This window comes from Bordetella flabilis (assembly GCF_001676725.1).
Taxonomy (GTDB): Bacteria; Pseudomonadota; Gammaproteobacteria; order Burkholderiales; family Burkholderiaceae_B; genus Bordetella_C; species Bordetella_C flabilis.
This window is the reverse complement of sequence record NZ_CP016172.1, coordinates 900,379-927,162: the sequence shown is the minus strand read 5'-3', so window position 1 is coordinate 927,162 and position 26,784 is coordinate 900,379. Positions and strand designations below refer to the sequence as shown.

Annotated in this window: 20 protein-coding genes; 10 read left to right on the top strand and 10 right to left on the bottom strand. The window is 66.6% G+C overall.

Translation table 11 applies throughout. From position 1 onward, the window contains the following. Position 1 precedes the first annotated feature (1 nt). The 6 genes from BAU07_RS04080 to BAU07_RS04055 all read right to left on the bottom strand — a co-directional run bounded on the left by BAU07_RS04080 (position 2) and on the right by BAU07_RS04055 (position 6,032). Complete coding sequence (locus BAU07_RS04080) at positions 2–1,627, bottom strand: PqiB family protein (RefSeq protein ID WP_066654367.1); 1,626 nt, start codon at positions 1,625–1,627, stop codon at positions 2–4. Then, the gene (locus BAU07_RS04075) at positions 1,620–2,894 is read right to left on the bottom strand and encodes a paraquat-inducible protein A (protein ID WP_066654365.1); all 1,275 of its coding nucleotides are present in this window, start codon (positions 2,892–2,894) and stop codon (positions 1,620–1,622) included. The genes BAU07_RS04080 and BAU07_RS04075 overlap by 8 nt, the downstream gene beginning before the upstream one ends. 119 nt (positions 2,895–3,013) lie before the next feature. Beyond that, positions 3,014–3,571, bottom strand: coding sequence for a lipid-binding SYLF domain-containing protein (locus tag BAU07_RS04070; RefSeq protein ID WP_066654363.1), 558 nt, complete (start codon positions 3,569–3,571; stop codon positions 3,014–3,016). 144 nt (positions 3,572–3,715) lie between these two features. After that, on the bottom strand, positions 3,716–4,117 hold the full coding sequence (locus tag BAU07_RS04065) for a response regulator (RefSeq protein ID WP_066654361.1): 402 nt from the start codon (positions 4,115–4,117) through the stop codon (positions 3,716–3,718). Positions 4,118–4,263: 146 nt separating this feature from the next. Next, the gene (locus tag BAU07_RS04060) at positions 4,264–4,905 is read right to left on the bottom strand and encodes a response regulator transcription factor (RefSeq protein WP_066654359.1); all 642 of its coding nucleotides are present in this window, start codon (positions 4,903–4,905) and stop codon (positions 4,264–4,266) included. Continuing rightward, positions 4,902–6,032, bottom strand: a complete 1,131-nt coding sequence (locus BAU07_RS04055) for a two-component system sensor histidine kinase NtrB (RefSeq protein WP_198168865.1) — start codon at positions 6,030–6,032, stop codon at positions 4,902–4,904. The genes BAU07_RS04060 and BAU07_RS04055 overlap by 4 nt, the downstream gene beginning before the upstream one ends. A 703-nt stretch (positions 6,033–6,735) precedes the next feature. Between BAU07_RS04055 and BAU07_RS04050 the strand changes: the two genes are divergently transcribed. The 4 genes from BAU07_RS04050 (at position 6,736) to BAU07_RS04035 (ending at position 9,887) form a co-directional block, all read left to right on the top strand. After that, complete coding sequence (locus BAU07_RS04050) at positions 6,736–7,041, top strand: DUF3303 domain-containing protein (RefSeq protein WP_066654357.1); 306 nt, start codon at positions 6,736–6,738, stop codon at positions 7,039–7,041. Next, the gene (locus BAU07_RS04045; RefSeq protein WP_066654355.1) at positions 7,038–8,030 is read left to right on the top strand and encodes a Bug family tripartite tricarboxylate transporter substrate binding protein; all 993 of its coding nucleotides are present in this window, start codon (positions 7,038–7,040) and stop codon (positions 8,028–8,030) included. Before BAU07_RS04050 ends, BAU07_RS04045 begins: the two co-directional genes overlap by 4 nt. 122 nt (positions 8,031–8,152) lie before the next feature. Then, complete coding sequence (locus BAU07_RS04040; RefSeq protein ID WP_232338245.1) at positions 8,153–8,947, top strand: class II aldolase/adducin family protein; 795 nt, start codon at positions 8,153–8,155, stop codon at positions 8,945–8,947. Positions 8,948–9,014: 67 nt separating this feature from the next. Beyond that, positions 9,015–9,887, top strand: a complete 873-nt coding sequence (locus BAU07_RS04035) for an amidohydrolase family protein (RefSeq protein ID WP_066654354.1) — start codon at positions 9,015–9,017, stop codon at positions 9,885–9,887. Positions 9,888–9,908: 21 nt separating this feature from the next. Here the strand turns inward: BAU07_RS04035 and BAU07_RS04030 are convergent, their stop codons facing one another. After that, positions 9,909–11,003: a GlxA family transcriptional regulator gene (locus tag BAU07_RS04030; RefSeq protein ID WP_066654353.1), complete on the bottom strand. Its 1,095-nt coding sequence runs from the start codon at positions 11,001–11,003 to the stop codon at positions 9,909–9,911. Between the two features lie 159 nt (positions 11,004–11,162). On the opposite strand from BAU07_RS04030, the gene BAU07_RS04025 reads away from it, so the two are divergent. The 3 genes from BAU07_RS04025 (at position 11,163) to BAU07_RS04015 (ending at position 14,655) form a co-directional block, all read left to right on the top strand. Beyond that, the gene (locus tag BAU07_RS04025) at positions 11,163–11,969 is read left to right on the top strand and encodes an SDR family NAD(P)-dependent oxidoreductase (RefSeq protein ID WP_066654352.1); all 807 of its coding nucleotides are present in this window, start codon (positions 11,163–11,165) and stop codon (positions 11,967–11,969) included. A gap of 278 nt (positions 11,970–12,247) precedes the next feature. Continuing rightward, positions 12,248–13,477: an MFS transporter gene (locus tag BAU07_RS04020; RefSeq protein WP_066654350.1), complete on the top strand. Its 1,230-nt coding sequence runs from the start codon at positions 12,248–12,250 to the stop codon at positions 13,475–13,477. 197 nt (positions 13,478–13,674) lie between these two features. Continuing rightward, complete coding sequence (locus BAU07_RS04015) at positions 13,675–14,655, top strand: GlxA family transcriptional regulator (protein ID WP_232338244.1); 981 nt, start codon at positions 13,675–13,677, stop codon at positions 14,653–14,655. A gap of 80 nt (positions 14,656–14,735) precedes the next feature. Here BAU07_RS04015 and BAU07_RS04010 read toward each other — a convergent pair whose 3' ends face one another. Next, entirely contained in the window at positions 14,736–15,671 is a 936-nt protein-coding gene (locus BAU07_RS04010) for an NADP-dependent oxidoreductase (protein WP_066654349.1), read from the bottom strand. Between the two features lie 52 nt (positions 15,672–15,723). Then, positions 15,724–16,914 (bottom strand): MFS transporter, encoded by a 1,191-nt coding sequence (locus BAU07_RS04005; RefSeq protein WP_066654348.1) that lies wholly within the window; start codon positions 16,912–16,914, stop codon positions 15,724–15,726. A gap of 191 nt (positions 16,915–17,105) precedes the next feature. Between BAU07_RS04005 and BAU07_RS04000 the strand changes: the two genes are divergently transcribed. Further along, complete coding sequence (locus BAU07_RS04000; RefSeq protein ID WP_084025298.1) at positions 17,106–18,182, top strand: GlxA family transcriptional regulator; 1,077 nt, start codon at positions 17,106–17,108, stop codon at positions 18,180–18,182. A gap of 146 nt (positions 18,183–18,328) precedes the next feature. Then, the gene (locus tag BAU07_RS03995; protein ID WP_066654347.1) at positions 18,329–19,540 is read left to right on the top strand and encodes a putative DNA modification/repair radical SAM protein; all 1,212 of its coding nucleotides are present in this window, start codon (positions 18,329–18,331) and stop codon (positions 19,538–19,540) included. A gap of 98 nt (positions 19,541–19,638) precedes the next feature. On the opposite strand, the gene BAU07_RS03990 is transcribed toward BAU07_RS03995, so the two are convergent. Further along, positions 19,639–24,813 (bottom strand): ATP-binding protein, encoded by a 5,175-nt coding sequence (locus BAU07_RS03990; protein WP_157121965.1) that lies wholly within the window; start codon positions 24,811–24,813, stop codon positions 19,639–19,641. A gap of 487 nt (positions 24,814–25,300) precedes the next feature. On the opposite strand from BAU07_RS03990, the gene BAU07_RS03985 reads away from it, so the two are divergent. Continuing rightward, positions 25,301–26,782, top strand: a complete 1,482-nt coding sequence (locus BAU07_RS03985; RefSeq protein WP_066654343.1) for a UdgX family uracil-DNA binding protein — start codon at positions 25,301–25,303, stop codon at positions 26,780–26,782. Positions 26,783–26,784: the final 2 nt, after the last annotated feature.

The following is a 26,784-nucleotide window of genomic DNA, read 5'->3' as shown; positions in this document are numbered from 1 at the left end:
ACTATCTATACTCCGGCTTGCCACGAAGCAGCGCCTCGGGGTGGCGTTCGAGATAATCGGCCAGTGCGCGGAACGACGCCGCGGTGCGCGATAGTTCCCGCATGGTGTCGCTGGTGCTCTGGGCGACGGACGACATGGGCTGCAGCGCCTTGTTGGCCGACTCCAATGCCGTGCGCGCCGCCGCCAGCGCTCCACGCGCCTCGGGCGCCACGCTGGTGCGCAGCGTCGTCATCAGTGCATTGGCATCCTGCAGCGTCTTGCGCAAGTCCTTGCCGATCCCTTCGATGGGAACCTTATTCAGCTTGTCTACCACGCTAGTGATCGAATCCTGGAGCGATTGCAGTCCCCCCGGCACGGTCGGCAGTTCGGGCGGGGTCTTGTCCCAATCCATCGTCGCCTTTGCGGCATTCGGAAAGAAGTCCATCGCGATATAAAGCTGGCCCGTCAGCAGGTTGCCGGTCTTGAGCTGACCCCGCAGCCCGTTCGCCACCAGCCACTGCGCCATCTGGTGAGGCTGGTCGCTAAGCCGCCCTCCCTTCGCCGTTGCAGAGTAGCGGGAGGTGAAGCGCTCCGGATAGATGCGCACCTCGACCGGAATGCTGAATTCCTTTTTGTCCGGGTCGTAGCGCGTATAGATGCCCGTCACCTCGCCAATCACGATGCCGCGGAAATCGACCGGTGCGCCCACCGCGAGCCCACGGACCGATTCCTTGAAATTGAACACATAGGTGTCGGCGATGCGATCCCGCCGTTTCATCGCCTCGGCGCGATCGCTGTAGACACGGAACTCGGCGCCGGACTTCGCTTCGGTGGTATCGGTGGAATCCGGTGGATGCTGGAATGCAAGCCCGCCCGTCAGGATGGCCACCAGCGACTCCGTGTTGATTTTCACGCCGCCGGCATCGAACGATATATCGACGCCGCTCGCCTGCCAGAAACGCGTGTCCACCGTCACGTACCGGTCGTACGGCGCATTGATGAAGACGCGCAGGGTCACGCCCGATCCGTCCGGGTCCAGCGCGTAGGACGCCACCTGTCCCACCTGCAGCCGCCGGAAGAACACAGGGGCGCCTACATCGATCGACCCCATCGTGTCGCTCTTCAGGACGAACTCCCGACCTGGCACCCCGCTCGCAAACACGGGCGGCGTCTCCAGCCCGACAAAATCACGCCGCGTCCCGGCCTGGACACCCGCATCCATGCCGATATACGAGCCGGACAGCAGCGTACCCAGCCCGGATACCGTACCGCCCGAGATGCGCGGGCTTACCACCCAGAACCGGGTGTCCTCCACCAGCAGATTGGTCGCGCTCTTCGCCAACTCGGCCGTGGCGATCACGTTCTTGTAGTCGGGCGCCAGGTCGACGGTGTGGATCACGCCGATGTCGACATTCTTGAATTTGATCTTGGTCTTGCCGGCCTCCAGGCCCTCGCCCGTCGCAAAGGCGATGGTGATCGTGGGGCCTTTCTCCAAGGCCGATCTCACCATGAGCCAGCCGCCGATCAGCACCGCGACGAGGGGAACCAGCCAGACGAGCTGCATGCTCCAACGAGAGCGCGTCGTGGCGACCGCCTCGGGGAAAACTGCGCTGCCGGCCGCGTCGCGGTTCTCCGGTGGGCTAACCATGACGCTTCTCCGTGGAATCCCAGATCAGCCGGGGGTCGAACGACTTCGCGGCGGCCATCGTCAAGACCACCACCGCGCCGAATGCGATCGCCGCCGGTCCGGCCTTGATTGTCGCCAGCGCGCTGAATTGCACCAGCGCGACCAGCACCGTGATCACGTAGATATCCAGCATGGACCAGCGCCCGACGAGTTCGACGATTCGATAGATGCGTGCCCGGTGTGCGGGAATCCGTCGCGAGCGGCGTTGGGCCGCGGCAACCAGGAACACGAGGGCGAGTATCTTCAGCAGCGGCACCGCGATACTCGCGATGAAGACCAGGACCGCGAGCGGCCACGAGCCCGAGGTCCAGAGGTAAACCACGCCGCTCATGATGGTGTCCTCCTGGGCGCCGAAGAGCGAGCTCGTATCCATCACGGGCAATACGTTGGCGGGGACATAGAGAACGATCGCGGCCACCAGTAACGCCCAGGTTCGACCCACGCTGTTGGGCTTGCGGAAGTGCAGACGTGTTCCGCAACGCGGGCAATTTCCCTCGTGGGCGTGCGGCGCCGGCTTCGACAGCAGGCCGCAGGCGTGGCACACGAACAGGCCGGCGCCGGCGGCCGTCGTCGCCGAGGACAAGGCGGCGCCCCGCCCGCCGCCATGACCGTGAGCGGCGCCTTCGCGCGCGCCAATGCGTGCCCAGAGCTCCCGTGGATCGAATGCGGCGGCCATGGCGGCGATGGCGACCATCGCGGCGCCGAACGCCCACAGCGCGACACCCGGCACCACGGTGGCGATATGCACCAGCTTGACCAGCGCGACGAGTATGCCGAGGATGAGCACTTCGGTCATGCCCCAGGGCCGCGCAAGGTGCAGGACGCGGAATGCCACATCGGGCCTGCGTGGCGCGCCGCCCATACGCAACGGCAACAACAGGTAGACGACCGCGTAGATTTCGAGCAGCGGCGTCAGTATGGTCGTGAAGAAGACCAGCGCCGCGATCGGCCACATGCCATCGCGGTACAGGATGCGTACGGCGCCGAACAAGGTGGTCTGGACGAGATTGCCGTTCACGCTGAGCCCGAGTATCGGGAAGGTGTTGGCTATCGCCAGCAGCACGATGGCCGTGAGCGCGAACGAAAGCGCCCGGTTGATGCCGTCCGGGCGGTGCCGGTACAGCTCCGCATTGCAACGCCGGCAGCGCGCAATGCCCCCATCCCGCAGCACCGTCTCGTACTGCAGCAGGTCGCATTCATGGCAGGCGATCAACTCCGCGCGCGTCATCGCGCCCTCCCCCGCATTGGTGTCCCGCCAGCGCCGCATCGTGGGCGGGCCAACCTTGGATACGCAGGTCCGGCCGGATCATGCGTGCGGCTTTCCCGGCACGGGATCATGCGCATACGCTAGTCGAGCTTGACTATCCTCTGGCCTTGCACGCCCAGGCCGGCCATCAGGCCTTCCTGCCCGAAGATAAAGGCGTAGACATCCGATTTCAGTGTGGTGGTGGTCATCGACTTGGCCATGCCCTCATCGACCACCACGACGCTGGGCCCGACGCCCACGGACAATCCGGCGTCACTCGTAAGCTCGGTGATCGCGGCGTCGGTCATCAGGAACATCGCTTCGGAGAAAGTCTGCGCGCCTGCCTGCAGGCCGTAGGATAGGCCGCGCGCCCGGTAATGCCCGATCACCTTTCCATCGGGGGAAAACATCACCCCCTTTCCACCTTGGGCACCCACGATCAAGCCAGCCTTGACGATGCTGGGAAACACCAGCACCGCCTTGGCCTGGGACCGCAGGTCCATCGCCTTCGGCGTACTGTCGAACAACTGCTGTAGCGCCTGGCGCGCTTCCGCGTCGAGTTGGGGGTCGCCCCGATCCGCAACCGTCGAGTTCGTGGAACAGGCCATCGCGGCCAGCAACAGCGGAATAGCGAAACCAAGCCGTAGGTACTTGATCATGATGTGTCTCCATCCTGGAAATGACGTCACATGCAAAACGCTGCGCCACCGGCAGTTCGTCCGGGCCGCCTCAATATTCGAATATGGGGCTCGTCGACACTATTGGACTTTGGTCCCATCATCCCTTCATAGCGATCCGCGCTATCACGTCGCCGCGTCTCCAGCCCTTGGCGCCGGATCGATCGCGCTGCGCACCGCCTCGATGAGGACCTCATCATTGAACGGTTTACGCAGAAAGGCCGCCGCACCGGCTGCGAGGGCCCGCTCGCGTACCTCCGTCTCGTCATGCGCAGTTATGAAGATCACCGGGATACCGCTCCCCGCAAGCCTTCCCTGGACCTCCAGTCCGTTCAGTCCGGGCATCTGCACGTCGAGCACCACGCAGGCGGGGCGATATGACGGCGTCGATGCACACCTTGCAAGGAAGTCATTTCCGGTTTCGTAGATATCCGCCGCCAGCCCGGCGGAACGCAACAGGCGTTTTATGGCCCGACCCACGGATTCGTCGTCGTCGATCACTGCGACCAGCGGGCTGGCTTTATCCATGGCGCATGTTCCCCACACGGGCACCGCAGCCCGAAACGTGAATCGACGCTCGGAGGAAACTATGACGGCTGTGCCGGAGCGTAGATATAGGACCTTGGTCCTATGCCGGCACGCCGAGGCGGGGGTTCAGCGCCGCGGCACGCGCCTCAGCGTCCGGGCCGGCTGGGCGAATATGGAAGACCTGCCTTGTCGGCGGCACGCGCCAGCTCGACCAGGGACTGCGCCTCCATCTTTTCCATCACCCGGGCCCGGTGCACTTTTATGGTTTTTTCCGCGATGCCCAGTTCGTACGCCGCTTGCTTGTTCAGGCGGCCTCCCAGGAGCAGCCCCAGTACTTCGCGCTCACGCGGCGTGAGGCGGGCAAGCCGCTTCCTGATCGAATCGAGTTCGGCGCGCGCCGCCTCCGCGCGCGCAGCCTGTCGCACCGCCGTCTCCACGGCTTGCAACAGGTCCACGTCGTCCACCGGCTTCGCGAGGAAGTCGATGGCCCCGGCCTTCATGGCGCGGACCGTCATGGCGATGTCGCCATGTCCCGTCAGGAAAATGATCGGCAGCGACGCGTTTGCCGCGCTCAGTTCCCGCTGCAACTCCAGGCCGCCGAGTTCCGGCATCTGCACATCCAGAACCAGGCAGGCCGCGCCGTCCAGGGAAGGACGATCGCGGAGAAACTCTGCCGCCGATCCGAACGCCTGGACACGGTAGCCGGCTGCGCCGATAAGACGGCACAGCGCCCGGCGCACGGCGTCCTCATCGTCGACAACGAAGACAACCGGACCTGGCGCGCTCATGACCCACCCCGGGATTGCACGCACCGTTCGTCCGCCACGGCCGGCAGGGTGAAATAGAACGTCGCGCCCTGTTCCTCGTTGTTTTCCGCCCAGATACGCCCGCCGTGCATCTGCACGATGGAGCGGCTGATCGACAACCCCAGGCCGAGTCCGTCGCGCTTGGACGTGAAGTACGGCGAAAACAGTTTTCCGAGTTTCTCCGCCGTCAGGCCCGGCCCATGGTCGCGCACCGCGATACGGATCTCCCTGGACCCATCGAGCGCCGCGCCGATCATGACCACCCGATCCTGGGCGGGACAGCCGTCCAAGGCCTGGAAAGAATTGAGCAGTACATTCAAAAGCACCTGCTGGAGCTGCACCCTGTCGCCAAGGACACAGGGCAAGTCGGCGGGGATGTCGAGGGTCATCCTGATGCCGCGCCGGATCGCATCGCTTTGCACCAATAGCGCCACGTCGGCCACGACGCTGTCCATTCGGAGCAGTGCGGCCTCCGATTCCCCTTTCTTCACCAGCAGCCGGATTTTTCGGAGAACCTCGCTGGCGCGGCGATTGTCCTTGACGAGGTCCTCCAGTATCTCCCGCACTTCGTCAAGGTTGCTCGGGCGCGCTGCCATGAAGCGTTGCGCCGCCTGTGCGTTGCTCAGGATCGCGGTGAGAGGCTGGTTCAATTCATGCGCGAGGGAGCCCGCGAGCTCGCCCAGCGTGGAGACACGCGACAGGTGCACGAGCTCTTGCCGGTTGCGCAGGAGTTCATATCGATCCGTCCGGTCCATGACGATGGTCAAGGTATCGGAGCCCCCGGCAGCGCAGAAGGGGACCACTGTGATCTCGGCCGGAAATTCTCCGCCGTCCTTGCACCGGGCGAAACGGTCGCATGAATGATCCGCCGGATACGGCGGCCACCCCGTCGTGACATTGCCGGACAGGGATGGATGGGAGTCGCCGCGGGACGCCGAAACCAGCATGCCTACTGGAGCGCCGATAAGCTCGTGGCGGGAATAGCCGAATAATTTCACCGCGGCGGCATTGGCAACAATGATCCGGCCATGCCGATCCGCCACGAGGGCGGCGACCGGAAACAGCTCCAATACCCCATGGAACAGCGCGTCGCTTTCGAGTTTCCGCACAGGCGCAAGCGAGGCCCGAACCCTGCCAGCCCCGGCCTGCTTGCCGCCGCGCCGGACCCTGCGCCGCCACGGGGCGTCCCCCTGGGCCCCAGGCACGGGCGCCGGCATGGGAGCGTGCCCGGGATCCAGCGCATGCGGCAACGAAAGCAACAGCGGAGGCATCCGGCCCGCGCGCCCCCGCCTGAAGTACCGGGAAATGGCAAGAAAGGTGATCAGGGCAGCTGCGACAACGACATCGTCCACAAGGATCATCACGCCACCCCACTCAGGAGCCCGCCCGTCCGCGGAAAAATCGGTGCTGCCGGATCAGAAAAGCCGCGGAGGCCGGGCGCCAGCCCGACATCGATCGGACAGGCGCGGCTGGCTACCGGGTGACGCAATATGACGACCTGATCACGTTAGCTGAACGCGAGCTTATACCTGGGCACGGGCCGGGGTAAAGCAAAAAACGGCGCGGCGGCGGCGCATCGATCCGAGCCCGCCACCGAGGCCCTCATTAGCTGCACTAATGAGGGCATGAAATATCGTCGCTATAAAAAGCCGAGGGGCGTCGCTACCATAAGCGCATGCCTCACGGGAGCACGGCGGCAATGGCGGGTCCAAGCCGGACCGACATGAGAAATCCCAATAATCACCATGCCGCAGGACGGGAGTCCCTGCGCTCCCTGCCTCGCTTGCGTCAACACAATGGTAGGAGACAACCATGCTATTCCTCGTCATCAGCACGCCCCGCCCGGAGCGCCCCACCTCCCTGATCGACTCCCGCAGCCGTTACTGGGATTGGATGCGCCCCTTGCTGGATTCCGGCCTGGCGCGTTCGGTGCACGCCCGCGTCGGCCGCGGCGCCGTTGCCCTGTTCGATGTCGATTCCAATGCCACCCTGCATCGCCTGATGAACGAATGGTCGGACATCATCCCGGCGCATTTCGAGGTCTTCCCCCTGCTTGACGAGGACACGGCCAAGGCCTACCTGGCGACCCAGACACCGAGCGGCGGGGACGCGCGATGAGACCGGCCCGGCGACGTTGCCTCGACGTATTCCGCCGGGCGGCGCTGGTGCTGGCCGCGGTCGCCTGTTCCGTGGGCGTCGCGCAGGCCGAGACCTTTCCCGACAAGCCCGTGCGTATGGTGGTGGCCTTTCCTGCAGGCGGGGGCACGGATATCGTGGCGCGTCTGATCGCCGAGCGCTTGACGGCCCGCTGGGGCCAGCAGGTCATCGTCGATAACCGGGGCGGCGCGGGCGGCGTGATCGGCACCGAAATCGCGGCGCGCTCGGCGCCGGATGGCTACACCATCTTCATGGCGACGCTGGGCAATCTATCGATCAACCCGCACCTGTACAAAATGAATGTCGATCCGATCAAGGACCTGGCACCCATCTCCAACGTGGTGGATGTGAACTTTGTGCTGGTGGCCAACCCGTCGTTTCCGGCGAAAACCGTGAAGGACCTGATCGAATCGGCCAGGAAGCAGCCGGGCCAGATCAACTTTTCGTCCTCCGGCGTGGGCGGCGCGCCGCACCTGGCCGGCGAGCTGTTCAACGAGATGGCCGGCGTCAAGCTGACCCACGTCCCGTACAAGGGAAGCGCGCCCAGCTTCACGGACCTGATCGGCGGCCAGGTCGCCGTCACCTTCGACAGCCTGGTGCAGGCGCTGCCGTACATCCAGGCCGGCAAGCTGCGGCCGTTGGCGGTGCTGGCATCCAGGCGCTCGGCGCTGCTGCCGGACGTACCCACCCTCGCCGAAGCGGGCGTCCCGGGCTACGACTTCGCGAACTGGTTCGGACTGGTGGCGCCGGCCGGCGTGCCCGCCGATCGCATCAGGAAACTCAATACCGATGTCCGCGCGGTGCTGTCCCAGCCGGCCGTGCAGGAACAATTGGCCAGGATGGGCGCCGTCCCGGCGGGCGACACGCCGGAGCAGTTCGGCAAGCTGATCCGCGACGAAAGCGCCAAGTGGGCGCGCATCATCCGGGAACAGGATATCCGCGCCCAGTAGGCCGCGGCGCGGCATGGGGGGCAGCCATGGGAATGCGGCAGGGCCGGCAAGCTCGCTGCATCCCCGCGGCGCGGCGCCACGGCATTGATGGGGCAAGACGACCCCCGCAAAGGAGTATGCAGATGAATATGCGCTACAGCACGGATTTCCCCAGCCTCGAAGGCGATGTGGATCCGGCCGAATGGCAGGCCCGCAAGGACCTGGCCGCGTGCTACCGGCTGATGGATCGCTACGGCATGACGGACATGATCTACAACCACATCACCGCGCAGATTCCCGGCAAGCCCGGTCGGCTGCTGATCAACCTGTACGGGCTGCTGTACAAGGAGATCACCGCCTCCAACCTGGTGGAGATCGACCTGGACGGCAATGTGCTGCGCAAGCAGGACACCGACTACGGCATCAACAAATCCGGCTATGTCATCCACGGCTGCATCCACCGTGCGCGGCCGGACGTGCATTGCGTGATCCACACGCACACGCGCGCCGGCATGGCAGTGTCGGCCATGCGTTGCGGACTGCTGCCGATCACGCAGACGGCCTCGCGATTCCATGGCCACATCGGCTATCACGATTTCGAGGGCCCCGCGGTGGACATCGCCGAGCAGGAGCGGCTGGTGCGCGACCTGGGTCCGCACAACGCGATGATCCTGCGCAATCACGGGCTGCTGGTATGCGGCGCCTCGGTGCCGCAGGCCTTCAACCTGATGTACCAGCTGGAAATGGCCTGCCGCGCCCAGGTGGATGCGATGGCCGGCGGACTGGAAAACGTCGCCGTGCCGGACGCGCAGACCCTGGAGCGTTCGGCGCACCTGTACCAGCCCGGTACGCGGCGGCCCTACGGGGAGCTGGAATGGCACGCCATGCTGCGACTGCTCGATGCCGTGCCGGACGGCTACCGGCATTACGCCAGCTGACCAGCGCTCGCTTCCAACCCACGAAGGCCGCCTCCGGGACGGCCCGATCCTCCTTGGAGAACCAGCCATGACCGCTGCCATCGCCAGGCCGCCCGCGGGCGCGTGCGATTGCCATGTGCACGTGTTCGGCCCTGCGTCGGACTTTCCCTTCGACCCGGCGCGCAGCTATACGCCCGGCGACGCCACGCTGGCGGACCTGGTCCGGATGCATCGCGGCGTGGGCATCGCGCGCACCGTCATCGTGCAGCCCAGCCCATACGGCACGGACAACACCTGCCTGCTGCATGCGCTGGAGCAACTCGCCGGCGCAGGCCGGGGCGTCGCGGTCATCGATGACGCGACCTCCGATGTCCAGTTCCAGGCGATGCACCGCGCCGGCGTGCGCGGGGTGCGCGTGAACCTGGAAACCGCCGGCCAGCACGACCCCGAGGTAGCGTGGCGCAATCTGGCGCGGGCGGCCGAACGGGTCGCGCCGCTGGGTTGGCATGTTCAGACCTACACCAACCTGGCGACGATCGCCGCGCTGGCAGGCGCATTGGAACAGATCCCCGTCACCCTGGTGGTCGACCACTTCGGCCGCGCGCAGGCGGCCGCGGGCGTGTCGCAGCCCGGCTTCGATGCGCTGCTTGCGGCGGTGGCCTCCGGCCGCGCCTATGTGAAGCTGTCCGCGGCGTATCGCATCTCGACGGCGCCCGACTACCGCGACGCGGAACCGATTGCGCGGGCTCTCATCGACGCCAACCCGGACCGCGTCCTGTGGGGCAGCGATTGGCCCCACCCCGGCTCGGCCGCCGGCGCGCCGCGGCCGGTCGGTGATATCACGCCGTTCCGGCAGGAGGACAATGCACGCGCGCTGCAGCGCGCGATGCAATGGGCCGGCACGGCCGAGCGCATCGACAAGCTGCTGGTCGAGAATCCGGCGCGACTCTACGACTTCTGATCCGCGACGGCGCGTTGGCCGTCAAGCTGGAACGCCGGCCGGCGGCGCGACCCCGCCGCGACGCGGACTGCTTCGCGCATCGCGCAGCAGGTCGCGCGGCGGGCGGCCCAGCGTGCGGAGGAAGGCGCGGCGCATGCGTTCCTCCTCGCCGAAGCCCGTCAAGCTAGCCACTCTTGCGATGGAGCTTTCGCCTTCGTCGATCAGGGCGCGCGCCGCTTCGAGCCGCAGTTTCTCCACGGCCTTGGCCGGCGACAGGCCGGTCTGCGCCTGGAAGGCACGGCTGAAATGCCGCGGGCTCCAATGTACTTGCGCAGCCAATTGCTCGACGCTCAGCGGTTCGCGCAGGTTTTCGCGGGCGTAGTCCAGCGCGGCGCGGATGCGGTCGGAGTCCGGTTCCAGTTCCGCCAGCGTGGAGAACTGCGATTGACCGCCGGTGCGGCGGTAATGGATGACCATCTTGCGCGATACGGTGCGCGCGACGTCCGGCCCCAGGTCTTCGGCAAGCAAGGCCAGTGCGAGGTCGATGCAGGCCGTCATGCCGGCCGACGTCCAGAACACGCCATCGCAGACGAAGATCTTGTCTTCATCCAGGCATACGCCGGGATGACGCCGCTGCAGTTCGTGGGCCAGCGCCCAGTGCGTGGTGGCGCGCCGCCCCTCCAGCAGCCCGGCTTCGGCCAGCAGGAAGGCGCCGGTGCAGATGCTGGCGACGCGGCGCGCGCGAGGTGCGACGCGCCGCAGCGTGGATAACAGCGCCGGCGTGCTGGCCGGGATCTCCACGGCGCCGGCGATCATCAGCGTGTCGTAACGCCTGGCACCGATGGCCTGAGTCTGGATGGCGATGCCGGATGAAGACAGCACCAGACCGCCCTCCTGCGACACGACCTCGATGGCGTAGAAGGCATCATGGCCTTGGCGGCGACGGGCGGAGGCGCCGCGCCGGCCCGTCGCACCGACCGACGAAGCGACAGCGCCGGGCGCGACGCCCGGGGAGCCGTCCGCCGCGGGGCCACCCTGCCCGCGCACGGCAAGATTTGCCAGCTCGAATACGGTGAGGGCGCTCAGGTCCAGCATCTGGAAGCCGGGAAATACCATCAGGGCAATGCGCGCGGGCATGATGTGCGGTCCATGCGGGAGTCGGAGGCCGATTGTACGGTCGTAAGGGCCGCCGAGCGCCGTTTCCGGCTTGTCCTGAAAAGTGGGAATTATGTCATTTGTGCCTCCGCCGCCGCGCCCCACAATGGCGGCATCGCAACGCTTACAGGACCGACACCCATGAACACCCCCGCATCCAAAGGCACCGCCCTGGTCACCGGCGCGTCATCCGGCATTGGCGCCGTCTACGCCGACCGCCTGGCGCGCCGTGGCCACGACCTGATTCTCGTTGCCCGCAACGAGGAACGGCTGCGTGCGCTGGCCGCGCACCTCGAAGCCGCCCATGGCCGCAAGGCCACGGTGGTGGTGGCCGACCTGGGCCAACGCGCCGGCCGGCAACGCGTCGAAGCGCTCCTGCGGGACGATGCCGCCATCGACACGCTCGTGAACAACGCCGGGTTCGGGCTGGCGGCGCGCTTCCTGCAATCCGACCTCGACCGCATGGAGGCGATGATCGATATCAACGTCACGGCCCTGACCCGGCTGACCCATGCCGCCGCCTCCGCCTTCGTGGCGCGTGGCAAGGGCACCATCATCAATATCTCCTCCATCTCCGCGATCAATATAGACGTGTTGAACGGCGTGTACAGCGGCACCAAGGCCTATGTACTGGCGCTGACGCAGTCCATGCAGCAAGAGCTGGCCGGCAAGGGCGTGCGCGTGCAGGCGGTGCTGCCCGGGCCGACCGCAACGGGCTTCTGGAGCGTCGCGGGCGTGGAGCACAAGGATCTTCCACAAGGCTGGGTGATGAGCGCCGAAGACATGGTGGCGGCTTCCCTGGCGGGACTGGACCAGGGCGAGTCCGTGACCATACCGTCGCTGCAGGATGGCGAGCAATGGCTTCGCTTCGACGCACAGCGCCGCGCACTCACGCAATTGCTGGCCAACGAGAAGCCGAGCCCGCGCTACGGTCTCGACCGCGCCTGAGCCGCACGGCGTGCGGTCCGTCCAGGCGAGGCGTATCGCGCGGCGCCTGCATTCCGGCGGCGTGACCGAGCGGTTCCGTGGCCCCCAGGCCGGCGGCCGCATCGGGCGCATGCCGAACCTGGATGACGCACGTGCCGGCGGCGTCACCCTGCGCCGAACGGCCCCCCCGTTTTGGCAGGAATTGAAGGTTTGTTGTCCTACGCACGGCGGAGCGGCCGGATAATCTTCCCGCGTGTGGGCGCCATACCGGCGCCCGGCATGAAAGGGACGGCTCCACGATGTCCACCACCTCGGTCCAGGGCAGGCGCAACGCGCGGGTCCTGGCGCTTTGCCAGGGGCTCTATACCTGCGCGATATCCATCGACCTGACCCTGACCGGCCTGACCGGCTATCAATTGGCGCCCGACAAGGCGCTGGCGACCCTGCCCTTCGCCCTGATCACGGTGGCCGGCGCGGTGACGACGTGGTTCGCCTCGTTCCTGTTGCAGCGATGGGGGCGGCGCGCGGGCTTCGTGCTGGGCGCACTGACCGGGGCAGCCGGCGGCCTGGTGTCCGTCTGGGCGGTGTTCCATGCCGACTTCTGGGCCTTCTGCGCGGGCACCGCGGCGGTCGGCGTGTTCCAGGCGTTCGCGCAGTATTACCGGCTGGCGGCCGCCGATGCCGTCGGCGACGCCGCCAAAAGCCGTGCCATTTCCATGGTGCTGGCGGGCGGCGTGTTGGCGGCGGTACTGGGCCCCGCGCTGGCGGCCTGGGCCAAGGACCTGTTTCCCGCGGTACTGTTCGCGGGCGCGTACCTGATGGTGGCGCTGCTGGGCGTGGCAACGGCCGTGATCCTGCTGCTGGGATATCGCGACGCGCCGGCCGCGGATGCCGCGGGCGACGCCGATGCGCAAGCCGCGGCGCTGCCTGCGCGCCCACTCGCGGAAATCGCGCGGCAGCCGGTGTTCGTGGCGGCCGTCGCCAACAACGTGGTGGGCTCGGTCTCCATGATGGCCATCATGACGGCGGCGCCGCTGGCGGCCGTGGCCTGTTCTCATACGATGGACCAGGGGGCGGGCATCATCCAGTGGCACCTGGTCGGCATGTACGCGCCCTCTTTTTTCGCGGGCGCGCTGATCGCGCGCGCCGGATTGGCGCCGGTGCTTTACGCGGGCATGGCGCTGAACATCATCAGCGCGCTGGCGGCCATGGCCTCGACCAGTTTGACCGCGTTCCATGTCTCGCTTTTCACCCTGGGGGTGGGCTGGAATTTCATGTTCGTCGGCGGGACCACGCTGCTGGCACGCTGTTATCGTCCGAGCGAGCGCGCCGCCACGCAGGGTTGTGCCGAGCTGCTGCGCTATGTCGCGACGGCGCTCGCCACGCTGGCCGCGGGGCCGGCCCTGGAGTACTTCGGTTGGTTCACGCTGAACGCCGCTATGCTGCCGGTGGTTGCGCTGGCCGCCGGCATGACCCTATGGTGGCATCTGGCGACGCGGCGAAGCCGTGTGGCCGGCGCGGCGGCGTGATCCGGTGCGTACGAGGGGCATGACGGCCGGATGGCGCGATTGACTCCGCCCCGCATGGCAAGCTGCGCGACCCGCGCCGGAAGGATGCGCAGGCCGGCCCACTCGCCATGGATTTGAATGGAAGCGACGACCCGATGACAAGCGACAGGCAGGCCCCAGGTGGGGATACATGGCCGGTGGGGCGCCGGCCTGTGGTGATGCTGAGCTACCGCGGCGCGAACCTGCTGGACATCACCGGCCCGGTGCAGGCCTTCGAGACGGCCAACCGCCAGGCGGTGGCGTCCGGCGAATGGGCCGCCCCGCCTTACGAGACGATCATCGCCTCGGAAGCCGGCGGCCCGGTCGTGACTGGCGCCGGGGTGGCGATCGCCACCGTACCGTTGGCGGCCCTGGACGGGCTCGCCATCGATACGCTGATCGCGCCGGGCGGCAGCCCGGATGGCGAGCCGCCCGTGGCGCAGCCGGCGCTGGTCGACTGGATCGCCACGCGCGCCGGGCAGGCGCGGCGGGTGTGTTCGGTGTGCACCGGCGCGTTCCTGCTGGCCGAGGCCGGACTGCTGCGCGGGCTGCGCGTGACCACGCACTGGCGCTGGGCGCAGCGCCTGCAGGCGATGTATCCGACCCTGCGCGTCGATGCCGAACCCATATTCATCCGGCAAGGCGACATCTGGACCTCGGCGGGCGTGACATCGGGCATCGACCTGGCGCTGGCCCTGGCCGAGGCCGACCTGGGGCATCGCATCGCGCTCGCCGCCGCCCGCGACATGGTCATGTTCATCAAGCGGCCGGGAGGTCAATCGCAGTTCAGCGTGCCGCTGCTTGCGCAGCGGGGTTCGGAGCAGGCCCAGTTCGCCGAGCTGCACGCCTGGATGGCCGCGCACCTGCACGAAGACCTGCGGGTGGAACGCCTGGCCGAACAGGTGGGCATGACGCCCCGCACATTCGCCCGGGCGTATGCGGCGGCGGTGGGCCGGACGCCGGCCAAGACAGTGGAATGCATGCGTTTCGAGGCGGCCTGCAGGGCGCTGGAAGCCAGTCCGGCGCCCTTGAAGCGGATCGCCGCCGATACCGGGCACGGCACCGAACAAAACTTGCGGCGTCTCTTCCTGCGCCGGCTGCGTGTCACGCCGCAGCAGTACCGCACGCGCTTCGCGCCCAATCACCCCATGCACGCATGAAGACGTGGCCCGGGCGGGGCCGGGCAGCCGGCATTGCCGGCGCCCTGGCAAGGGGCAAGGCGTCGTTCACCGGCCCACGCTCACGGGATAAGAAGGATCTTTCCCGGCTTGTGCTCGAGGCCCTCCAGCATCTCGTGCGCCAGCCGGGCTTCCCTCAGGGGCAGAATGTCGCCCAGATGCGGCCGCAAATGACCCTGCACCATGAGCGCGGCGAGCTTTTCCAGTATCCCGGTCCTGACAGCGACCAGCAGGAAGTCGGAACGTACGTCCTGCGCAGCCAGCCTGGCCGCATCGGGCTTCTCGACCGCGGAGACGACCACGCCACCCTTGCGTACCAGCGGATAGGCGTGCTCCAGGGGCTTGCCGCCCACGGTGTCGACGATCACATCGAAGCTGCCGTGCCGGGATTCCAGGCCGCTCATGCCGCGGTCGATGATCTCCCCAGCGCCCAGCGCGGCAACGAAACCAGCCTGTGCAGCGGACGCCGTGGCGGCCACGTGCGCGCCGGCCAGACTGGCCAGTCGTACCGCATGGCTGCCCACATTGCCGGCACCGCCCAGCACCAGCACCCGCTGTCCGGCTCGAACCGCCGCGAAATCGTGCAACATCTGCCACGCAGTGACGGCGATCACCGGCATCGACGCCGCCTCCTGGAAGGACACGCCGTCGGGCTTGGCGGCGATCATGTCCAACTGTGCACGCGCGTACTCGGCATAACCGTCGGTAAAGCGGCGGTTCGTTACCCCGAATACGGCGTCGCCGGGCCGGAATGCGTGCACCCCGGCGCCGGCCTGAACCACGACGCCCGCTATATCGGAACCCGGGGTCAATGGCAGGGGCTGCGGCAGGACGCTTTTGCCCGCGCGTATCCAGGCGTCCCATGGGCCCACCCCGGCCGCCGCGACCTTGACGACCACTTCGCCCTCTGCCGGCTCCGGCCTGGGCAGCCGGCGAAGTTGCAGAACCTCTGGGCCCCCATACTGATCGATTTGTATCGCATGCATCGAATCGGCCATTTTCCACTCCTGGTGATTGAGGCTGATGTGTCCGGCGGGAGGCCCGCATTGTTCAAGTGGCCCGGGCGCTGCCCGCGATGGGACCGCCATCCGCCGGCCCTGGCCCCACGATGCGTCGATGCGCGGCGACGGCCAGGATGAAAGCGATGGCGATCAACGCCGCGCCGAACATGCTCAAGTAGTGCGGATCGATGAACAGTAGCGCCAAACCCCCGAGGACGCCCGCGCAGGCGAGTCCGGTGTAGGTTGCGGTGTTGTTCAGCGCCAGCAGAAGCGGCGCCACGTGCGGCGCGATTTTGACCAGCCGGTGCTGCTGCGGCACCAGCAGCCCCCAACCGCATACGCCCCAGATTGTCAGGGCAATGGCCGTGGTCGCGATATGGGCGGAAGTCCAGGGCAGCAGGCAGAAGTTGACCACGGCCACGGACAGCATCACATTGATAATCCGGTGGCTTTCGAAGCGATCGACCAGGCGACCGGCGATGACGTTGCCGACCGTGCCCGATACCCCCCAGAAGAGAAACAAGCCGGCCAGCATGCCTTCGTCGCCGCCTGTCACGCGATCCAGCACGATGCCGGCGTAGGTATAGACCATCAGGAAACCGCCGAAGGCGAACAGCGAGGTCAGCAGCGTCAGTGCGATGCGGACATCGCGCATGGGGGCCAGCCGGTCGCGCAGCGAGACGGGCGCGGGCTGCGGTACGGCTCGCAGCATGGCCCACACACCCAGCATGGCGGCCAGTCCCAGCAGCGCGACAAACCATAGGGAAGTCCGCCAGCTTCCGAACCCGCCGACAAACGTACCAACAGGCGAGCCGAGCGCCGTGGCGGCCGTCAGTCCCGCGGTGACCGTGGCGAGCGCGCGGCCCCTGCGCGCCGGTTCGGCCAGCGCGGAAGCGACGCCGAGCGCCGTCGGCGAAAACAACGCCGCCCCAAAGCCGGCCAGCGCGCGGCTCCACAGCACTGTATTCAGGTCGGTCGCCAGCGCAGTGACGACATTGCCGGCGACGAATATCCCCAGCGCCACGACCAGCAGCAACTTGCGCGGCCAGCCGCCGGCCACGGCCGCCATTACGGGCGCCATGACCGCGTAGGTAAGGGCGTAAACGGTCACCATCTGCCCGGCCAGGCTTACGGATGTATTCAGCGACCGGGCGACACTCGGAAGGATGCCGGCAACCACGAAGTTGTCCGTTCCCATCGCGAACATCCCCAGCGCAAGCATGAGCAGTCGACGGTCCATATCGAGTCCTGTGCGGTTGGGTAAGGCGGCCTCTCCGTGGACCGGATGTCCACGAGGCACGGCATGCCCCTACGTTCGAGCCGGCGAAGCCTGTGGCACGACGGCATGGCTGCAAGGATATGGTTTGTTGACGGCGTCTCAAATGTCATATACACCATCGTTTTCGGACATGACGGCGCCAGGAGTCTTCCATGCACAGAATCGGCTTTGTCGTATTTCCCGACTTCTATCTCATGGGCTTCGCCGCCGTCACTGCCTTCGAGCTGGCCAATGTCGCGCTCGGTGAACCGGCCTACGAAGTGACGGTCCTGTCCGAAACCGGCGGACTGGTGCGGGCCTCCGCGGGCATGCGGATCGAAACGCAGCCCTTCGGCACGGACGCCTTCGATACCGTCATCTTCGCCTCGGGTCTCGAAACCCATATGGCCTCGCCTGCGTTGGGCGCCTTCGTCCAGCGTTCGCTGGCATCTTCCAGGCGTATCGCCGCGCCATGTACCGGCGCATTCGTCCTGGCCGAAGCCGGTGTGCTGGACGGACGACGCGCGACCACCCATTGGCGTTTTGCGCGCGACCTGCAGCGCCGTTTTCCCAAGGTGTCCGTGGAGGAAGACCAGATCTTTATCGTTGATGGATCGGTCTGGACGTCGGCGGGCATGACGGCCACGGTCGATATGGCGCTGGCGATGATCGAGAAGGACCACGGCGAGGACGTGGCCCGTACCGTGGCCCGCAAGCTGGTCGTCTACCACCGGCGCGCCGGCGGCCAGTCGCAGTTCTCCGCCGTGCTGGAGCTCGAACCGAAATCCGACCGAATCCAGAAAGCCATCGAATATGCCAGCGCCCATCTGCGCAACGCCTTGTCCGTCGAGGAACTCGCCGAGGTGGCCAGCCTGAGTCCCCGCCAGTTCAGCCGGGCCTTCAACATGGAGACCGGCCAATCGCCCGCCAAGGCCGTGGAGCGGCTGCGCGTGGAGGCAGCGCGCCTGATGCTGGAACAAGGCCGTCTTTCCCTGGACGTGATATCGGCTGAAGCAGGCTTCGGGGACCGTGAAAGGATGCGGCGCGCCTTCTTGCGCGTTCTGGGCCAACCGCCGCAGCTCATACGCCGGCTCGGCAGGGAAAACCGCGCGCACCGTAACGATGACATGGATCCGGAAACAAACGCGGCGCGATACGACCACGCGGCGCAACCCGAGGCCTCCGGTGCCGCGCCGATATCGCGGTCTACGGCCGGCGTCGCCGCTTCACCTCCCGCGACGGCCACTTGAAAAGGGGGTGGCGAATATGGTCTGGTTGCGGCCGGGATCGTCCCTCCGAGCCCCGACCGCCGCGCACTGCTCTGCCGTTGGCGCTGCCTTGCGAGCCCTGCTGCCTTGCGTACAATGCTGTATATCCATACAGTTTTCGGATGGCAATGGAACTGCTCAAAAAGCTCGAGGTCCTGGCGGACGCGGCCAAGTACGACGCGTCGTGCGCCAGCAGCGGCGCGCCCAGGAGAGACTCGCAGGCGCGTCCCGGGCTGGGCGCCAGTACCGGCGCCGGCATCTGCCACAGTTTCACGCCCGATGGCCGCTGCGTCTCCCTGCTGAAAATCCTGCTGACCAACTTCTGCCAGTACGACTGCCAGTACTGCGTGAATCGGCGTTCCAGCAATGTCCCGCGTGCGCGGTTCCTGCCGCGCGAAGTGGTCGACCTGACCCTGGATTTCTATCGCCGCAACTATATCGACGGGCTATTCCTCAGCTCCGGAATCATACGAAGCGCGGACTACACGATGGAGCAACTGGTGCACGTGGCGCGGTCGCTGCGCGAGGACCATCAGTTTCGCGGCTATATCCACCTGAAGACCATCCCGGACGCCGATCCCCGGCTTATCACGGAGGCCGGGCTTTATGCGGATCGCCTCAGCGTAAACATCGAACTGCCTACCGACGGCGCCCTGCAACGGCTGGCGCCGGAGAAAAACGCCCACACCATCAAACGGGCCATGGGTTCGATCCGGCTGGCCCAGGAAGAAGCGGAGAGCGATAAACGCGCGCCGCGCAGCTCGCCGGCCGGCCAGAGCACGCAGATGATCGTGGGCGCCGACGATGCGGATGACCGTACCATCCTGCAGACAGCGCAGACGCTGTACGGCTCGTACAAGCTGAAGCGCGTCTATTACTCCGCCTTCAGCCCGATTCCGGACAGCCCTTCCAGCCTGCCCTCCCAGGCCCCCCCACTGCTGCGCGAGCACCGCCTGTACCAGGCCGACTTTCTCTTGCGCGGCTATGGTTTTCGCGCCGAGGAGTTGTTCCAAGGGGCTGGCGACCTGCCGCTGGACATCGACCCCAAGCTGGCGTGGGCGCTGGCGCACCGCGAATCCTTTCCGGTCGACATCAACCGCGCGCCCGAACGACTGATCGCCCGCGTGCCCGGCATAGGCGTGCGCAACGCGAAGCGGCTGGTGGAACTGCGCCGCGTGCGTGCCGTCCGCTATCAGGATCTGATACGCCTGCGCTGTCCCATGGACACCGTGCGCCCTTTTATCGTGGTGCGCGACTACCGGCCGGCGCTGGCGGAGCCGCCGTCGGAACAATTGCGGCGCGCGCTGTCGCCGCGGCCCCGGCAATTGGCGCTGCTATGAGCCGTGCCGGGCGGCCCACACTCATGGTCGTCAGGCTGCGCGCGGGCTGACGCGTGCCCGCCCAGGTGCCATGGGGACTGGCGAACATACCGCGCTGATTACGATCCCGTCCGCGCGACGTCCGCACGACTCGTGTCGGCCTTTAACCAGCGTTCGTTGCCCGCGGACGGGTTCCAGGCAGGCGGGCGGTTCGGCATCGGAAAACGCGTGGACAGATACTCGTCCTCTGCGTCGACGTATCGATGCAGCCTTTCTATCTCGTTCTTCATGAGGGTGATGGGTATGCCATCTTCATCGACGGTGTTCATATACATCAGTCGACGCGGTTCCGCGATGCCGGCTTCCTTGAGAACGCGCTGCGTCAAATATTCGATTGCCCCGCGGGCCGGGGTGTCATGCGGATCATCCTTGAGCGCAAGGAAATGCATGAACTCATGAGTGATCGTGGTGGCGGAGGAAAAATGTTGGTATTTTCCACCGTCGACGAGCACCCCCGTCATAACGGTTATCTCGTCGCAGGAGCTACGGCACATGATCGGCGGCGACTTGATATCCGGCACGACGATTTTCTTCACGTCGGCGATTCTCGTTCCGGGAATCAGGGAACCGGCCGTCCTGGGAACGCCTGCAAGGGTCGCTTTTCCGCCCTTCAGCGTATCGGGCAAGAGAATCTGGATCACCCATGCCCGGTCTTTCCTGAGGGTGCCTTTGGCCCTCGCATTGTTCACCAGGCCGCGGAATGTTTCGGAGCGGGCATAAAGCTCCGTCAGGAAGGTACGCATGTCATTCTCTATCGTCCTCCTGACGCGCGCCTCATTCGCGGGATCGATCAGGCTCGGATCGAGCTTTACGTAAGCGGAGGTCTCCAGGTCCAGCACCACGAGGTCGAAGAAATCGTCGAACTCTTCTTTCCACCATGGGTAGTGGGTGAGATCCGTCGCCGCCGCGAGAACCTCTTCCGATACCTTGACGGTCTCGGTGTTCTTCAGGCGTATCGGCGTTACCAACCCGCTCTGCGGCTGCATCACGATTCTCTCGGCCATCTCCTTCGTGGCATCGACATTGATGACCCGGGTGATCCTGGGCGTGGTGTCCACCGGCACCGGCGTGCTGTGGCGTCCGCCCCCTCCCTTGACCGTGGGAATGGCCTCCGGTTCGCGCCATGCGCCCAGGCTCCTGTCCCAGGCGAGCCGTGGCGCGCCATCCCGTGTTCCCGGCAACGACGCGCCGGCAATCCGCCATATCGGCTTCTCCGATGTGCTGGCCGCATGGTCCGCCACCAGTTCCAGATAGTCGCCGTTCACCCGGGCGTACCGCTTGGCGCCGAGCATGATGGTGCCATCCCCGGAAACCTGCGCATCTTCCAGCGTCTTGCGCAGGCCCGCGTCCACGATCCGGTAGCGTTCCACGACCTCGGCGGGCACGCCGGGCCTGCCGCCTGCAAGTCCGACGGCGTTATGGATTTCCCAGCCACCGCCGCGGCGCCGCACCGGCATGCCGGGTTGGGCGGCCTGGCCGGGATGGAGCATACGCCAGGTGTCGTTGTCCGGGTCCCAACGCACCTGGAACCAATCGTTCCCCTGGCGGATGAAGAACCGGCCTGTGCGTTTTTCGAGGAACAGGGGCAGGTCACCGGCCAACGCCACGACGTTCGTCGGCCGCGCGACGCGGTACCTCGACGCCGCGGCCCGGTCCAAGCCGGCAAGCGGCGCGGCCGATGTCGGCCGCGCCGCGCCCGGGTTTGGAAACAGATGGCGGGCCATGTCGTCGGCTTCGATGCCGTACTTGCCTGCCAGGCCTGCGAACGACTGTCCGTTCACGGACATCACCCTGTTCTCCAACAGCGCCCGATACAACAGGCGGGCATCTTCGGCATTCGCCGGGCGAAGCTTGCGCAGCGTTTCATCCAGGCGTGCCAGCACCGTCGTCCGCGCAATATCCAGTTGCTCGCGGATCTGGCTTTCCGCCAGCGCGTCGACCTGCGCTACGGCATTGTCGAACGCCGTGTCGGCCTGCTGCAGCGCCGTGGACATTTCGTCCAGCGTGGCCTGCGGGATGGGCCGGGGCGCGAGGCCCAGGTTTTCCAGGACAAGATATTCGTTCGTTGTGAGCGGCGCCGCGGACGGCCCCGGCAGGAGACTGGCCGCGCCGTCCAGGACGCCGCTCCCCCCGGGTTCCAACCGGGCAACGACGGCCTGGCGCAGAATGTCGACCATTTCGGCGATTTCATCCGCGCGGCGCTGCTGCGCGGCGTTGCCGGTCCGGGCATGCCGCAGCAGGGCGGTGGCGCGGTCGCCATGGGCGGCTAGCACCTCGCGCAGTTGCCGCAGTTCGCCAGCGCCGAGATCCTTGAGGGCGCCGTCGAAATAGCCTGCGATCCTCGACCGTACCTGGGACATCGACGCGAGTCCGCCGCGCCCCGCCATCGGATATTGCCTGAGCCTGTCGAGCACGAGGACGACACGCTCGGCCGGTACGGCGTCAAGCGCCAGCATGGCATGCAGAAAACGGCCATGGCCGAGCAAGGCGACAGCCGCGTCCACGGGCGTATCCGCGGCGGCCAGATCGTCCTGCAGGTTCACACCCCTGGCACGCAGGAAACCGGCGTAGTCGTCTCCATAGCGCTTCAGCGCCTGTTCGCGGATAAGCGCGATCGCATCGGCCTTGGGCGGCGGCGCGGATCGACCCGCGATGGCCCACCGATCGAGTGTCGCAACCAGCGCGTCGTCGCCATCCGATGGCCGGACCAGGCTGATCCAGCCTCCCTCACCTGGCTTGTAGGTCAGCAGCGTCGGCATATCGCCGGTGGCGGCCGGCGTATGCCAGGCGATGGGTTCCCCGGCCACCCCCGGCGCGCGCGGCACGATTTCGACATAGGATCCGGCGATCGCTGCGAAAGTCTTGCCGTTCACCGCGATGGTGCCGTCGGCGGATACCGGCGTGCGCCGCAGTATGGCGAGCACGGTGGAATCCACGACGGCATGGCGGGAGAACTCTGCGACCTGCAACGAGGGCGCAAGGGCGCCGTCGCTACCCCGGACGAATATGGGGCCGACAGGCGCGAGCCGATGCGTGTCGAACATCGTATAGCCGTTGCCGAAGCGGCGCAGCCATCGTGTGCCGCCGTCGTCAGCCACCGTCCTGACGAACGGCGCTTGCATGCTTCCGATCGTGGGCACATCTGGCGCGATGGCGGGCCGCGTCCCGGACCTCGGAGAAAGCTTGAACTTCATGCCGGACGCCTTGGGCCGGGCAATATGCATCCGAAGCCGGGCGGCCAGGCGCGGAAACTTGTCACGCAGGGTCGCGGCGGTTTTGCTTAGCGCGGACGGCTGCAGGTATTTATAAGATTGGGCGAACAACTCGCCGAATGAGCGGGTGCCGATCGGCACGGGCACCACGGCATCGAGCAGGGTCCCCGCGGTGTGCAGCGCATGGCCCCCTATCGATGGCAGATGGGCGCCGGCGTGCCTGATGCCCAGCATCGTTCCTTTAACGACACCACGCCGCGTGATCGAGGCGATGGTCATCTGGATACTCATCATGAGGGCGCGCTTGCTGACCGCCGCCAGCTTGCTGGCGGCAATGGCGGTCGGGACGAGTACCAGCATCCCGGTCAGGAAGGACAGGTACGCTGAAACATAGTCGCCTCTTTTTATGCCGGTATAAGTGCCGTAAAACGGCACCACCATCTCCAGGACACGATCGACCTTGGTGACGCCGTCCTGGACCGGCTCGCTCTGTTTCTTGACTTGCAGCAGCCTGGGCCGGAAATACTCGTCGATGACCTCGCCGATTCGAGCGGCCGCACCGGACAGCGTCGACTCCAGGGAACAGGTAAAGCTCGTGTCAGACCCGGAAGCGGCCTGGATCTTCTTGAGGCTGTCCTGCGTCAGCGCCGCATGGCGGTTCTGTACCAGCCATTCCTGCCACCCCATGCCGGAAGGTACTTTCTCGATGATCCCGGCCGGCGAGAAAAAGTATCGATGCAATCCCTGCCGGTCCTTGCAGCAGACAAAGAAACCATGCGCCTGGACATCCCGATGCGAGGTGACCTGGATGCGTTCGATACTGACGGATGACCCGTTGCCGCTTTCGAGGAAGCCATCTTTCGCGGCCATATCGACCACCAACCTGACGATCCGCTTATGGGCGTCTATATAGTCGGAGATATAGGTGTCGAACACGCGGTTGTAGACGTCCCTGTACCGCGGAGCGTTCTTGTCCCGCTTCGCGATCAGATCGCCATTGAACTGATTGGACTCTATCTCGGACAAGTCATTGAACTTGACGTAGAAGTCATGCAGCTTATAGCCCAGCCGCTTTCCCTTGGATGTAACCGGCTCTTCAATGACGACAGCCATGGGATCGAGGCCCTGGGCTTTCAGCGCGTCCTCGGCGATGCGGCGCGCGGTGGGCGGTTCGCTGAGCGCGAGCACGCGCTCGATCGCTTCGGACAGCGCGATCTCGGCCTTGAATTCCTCGGCGGCGAAGGCCTGGATTTTCCGTGTGAATTCCGCCTGGTTATTTTCCCGCAACTGCGTCAGGTCCACCTTCCCGCCGGCATGCGCCATGAGAAGGAGGCCGTTTTCAGGAGGCAGCCGGCCGGTCATGTCGATTGCCTGGCCGAACGCCATGACCTCCGCGATCGACAGCGTCGCGGCATCCAGGCCGGCGGCGATGCAGCTGTGAATGCCGGTCCAGAGCTTCATCCAATCGCGGCTGCCATAGCGCACGGTGTGCGGCAGCGGCTCGAAAGAGAGCGTTGGATCGCCGACGAGGGCGGCCCTTAGCTGCGGGATGAGGCCGGCGAGCCCCTGGGTGGCTGCGGAGGCTGCCAGCACGCGGCCGATGCGGGCATCGATCGCGGCGGCCGCCTCCTTGATCGTCAGGTGGGCGGCATTGCGCAGGGTGATGCCGTCGTAGCACACCGCGCTGCGATCGGCCGTATCGGCATTCAGCGCCGTATTCCAGTCGATAGGATGGGTCAGCGCAAGCGCAAGTGCGTTGGCCAGTAGACGGCGATGGCCGGGACCAAGGTCGGCCTGGCCAGGTTCGCCCGCAAAAAGCCCGGACGCCCTGGCCAGGCGCAGCATCAGGCGCGTGTCTTTTTCGAGCCACCGGTCGGCGGTGTCCGCGCCTGCGTATGGGCGCGATGCGAAGAACGCCGCGACGACGCGGTCCGGATCGGTGCCGGCCAGCCCAAGGTCCGCGCGCGCGTGCTCCACGAAAGCCGCGACCAGTCGCTGCGCCGTTTCCGTGTGCTCTGCCACGCCGGTGCGCGCGGCGTCTTGCGTGTCGCCGGCCTTGAGCTCCCCAACCTTCGCGATACGCGCCGCGATATCTTCTGCAGGGATGTGTTCCGCCCCCGACGGATGTTTCGCCGAGTTTGCGCGGCCGGGCGCCGGTGCCAGGGGGGATATTTCGGATGATCGTGCGCGGGCGGAATGGGGCAAAAAACCGTCTTTGGCGACGGGCACGGCAGCGACAGTAGACACGGCAGGACTCCAAATACACGGTCCGTGCATGGGGCACGGACAGAGCTTGTGTCTGAAACAGCTGTTGCATGCCGGTTCCTGCGGCAAGTCCGAAACGGCTGGGTGAAAACGGTACTATTCCAGGGTCACAGACCGGCATTTCCTGCTCGCGCATGCTCGATTCCACAACCTCTCCGCTGCCCGGCCATGCTCCGTTGCGGATTTCGCATACGGAAGCGTTGCGGCGGACGCGGCCTTCCTGTTTCCTCCACGTGGCGCCGCGATGAACGGCCACGGCGCCGGCTCGCCAACGCTTGTGGTCGACGGCGGCTACGCGGGCTGGCGGCAGCAGGCCTTGCGCGCGCTTGCGGCGGGATGGCCGCCGGAATCGGTGACGTGGACCGAGCGTGTCGCGGCGCCGACGGCCGCCGCGGAGCAAATGGCGCTCGACTATGCGCAACCCGCGGCGCCGCCGGACCACCAGGGCTCCCCGGCAGGGGGCGACGCGAACGTCCGCGTTTCTAAGGCCCTGGCATCCCTGCTGCAGGACGCCGCGCTGTACCGCTCCCCGCAACGTTGGGCCTTTATGTACCGGGTCCTGTGGCGATGGCACCGCGGCGATCGCGCGGTCGCCTCACCGGCGGACGAGGATGGCGGCCGCCTGAACGCCATGGCGAAGGCGGTACGGCGCGCCAAGCATGACATGATCGCCTACGTGCGTTTCCATCGCCGCGACGCGCCCGGCATACCGGAATACCTGGCGTGGTACGAGCCCGAGCACGACGTCCTGGCGTACGCCGCCGAACACTTCGCGCGCCGCATGGGCGCCACGTCGTGGTGGATCGGGACACCGCAAGGCGCCGCGCTATGGGACGGCCATGCCGTGCAACTATCCGAGGCACCCGCCGATGCCTCGGCGATACGGGCGGACGCCCCGGCCGACGAGATAGAGCCGCTGTGGCTGGCGTATTACAAAAGTACGTTCAATCCGGCGCGCCTGAACGAAGCCGCGCTGCATCAGCACATGCCGGTGCGCTTCTGGAAAGGCCTGCCGGAAGCGCCGTTGATACCCGGCATGATCGCCGAAGCCCGCAACGGCGCGCGCCGCGTGGCGCAGGCCAACGCGGTCGGCACCATGGCCGGCAAGCAGGTCGCCGTCGACGCGCAGCGCGCGCAACCGCAACGTGAGGCGCCGTCTTCGCTGGACGAATGCCGGCGCTGCGATCTGTGGCGCCACGCCACGCAGGCCGTGCCGGGTTGCGGCCCGGATACGGCGCGCATCATGCTGGTCGGCGAGCAGCCGGGCGACCAGGAAGACCTGGCCGGGCGCGCATTCGTCGGCCCAGCCGGCCAGGTACTGGACGACGCGCTGCGGCGCGCAGGCGTGGCGCGCGACCATGTGTTCCTGACCAATGCCGTCAAGCACTTCAAATGGATTCCGCGCGGCAAGCGGCGCTTGCACAAGACGCCCGCGCAGCAGGAGGTCGATGCCTGCCTGCACTGGCTGGAACAGGAGCTGGCGCGAGTGCGTCCCGCGGTGATCGTCACCCTGGGCGCCACCGCGCTGGGCGCCATCCTGCGTCGCAAGGCCCGCATGCGCGATTACATGGAAGCGCCCGTGCGCCTGGGTGATACCTGGCTGGTGGCCACATGGCACCCCTCCTATGCCTTGCGCGTGGATAACGAGACCCGGCGCGAAGAAATCGTGGACGCCATTGCCCAAGCCATCGAGCAGGGCCAGGAACTGGCGCGCCGCTCCGCTTGATA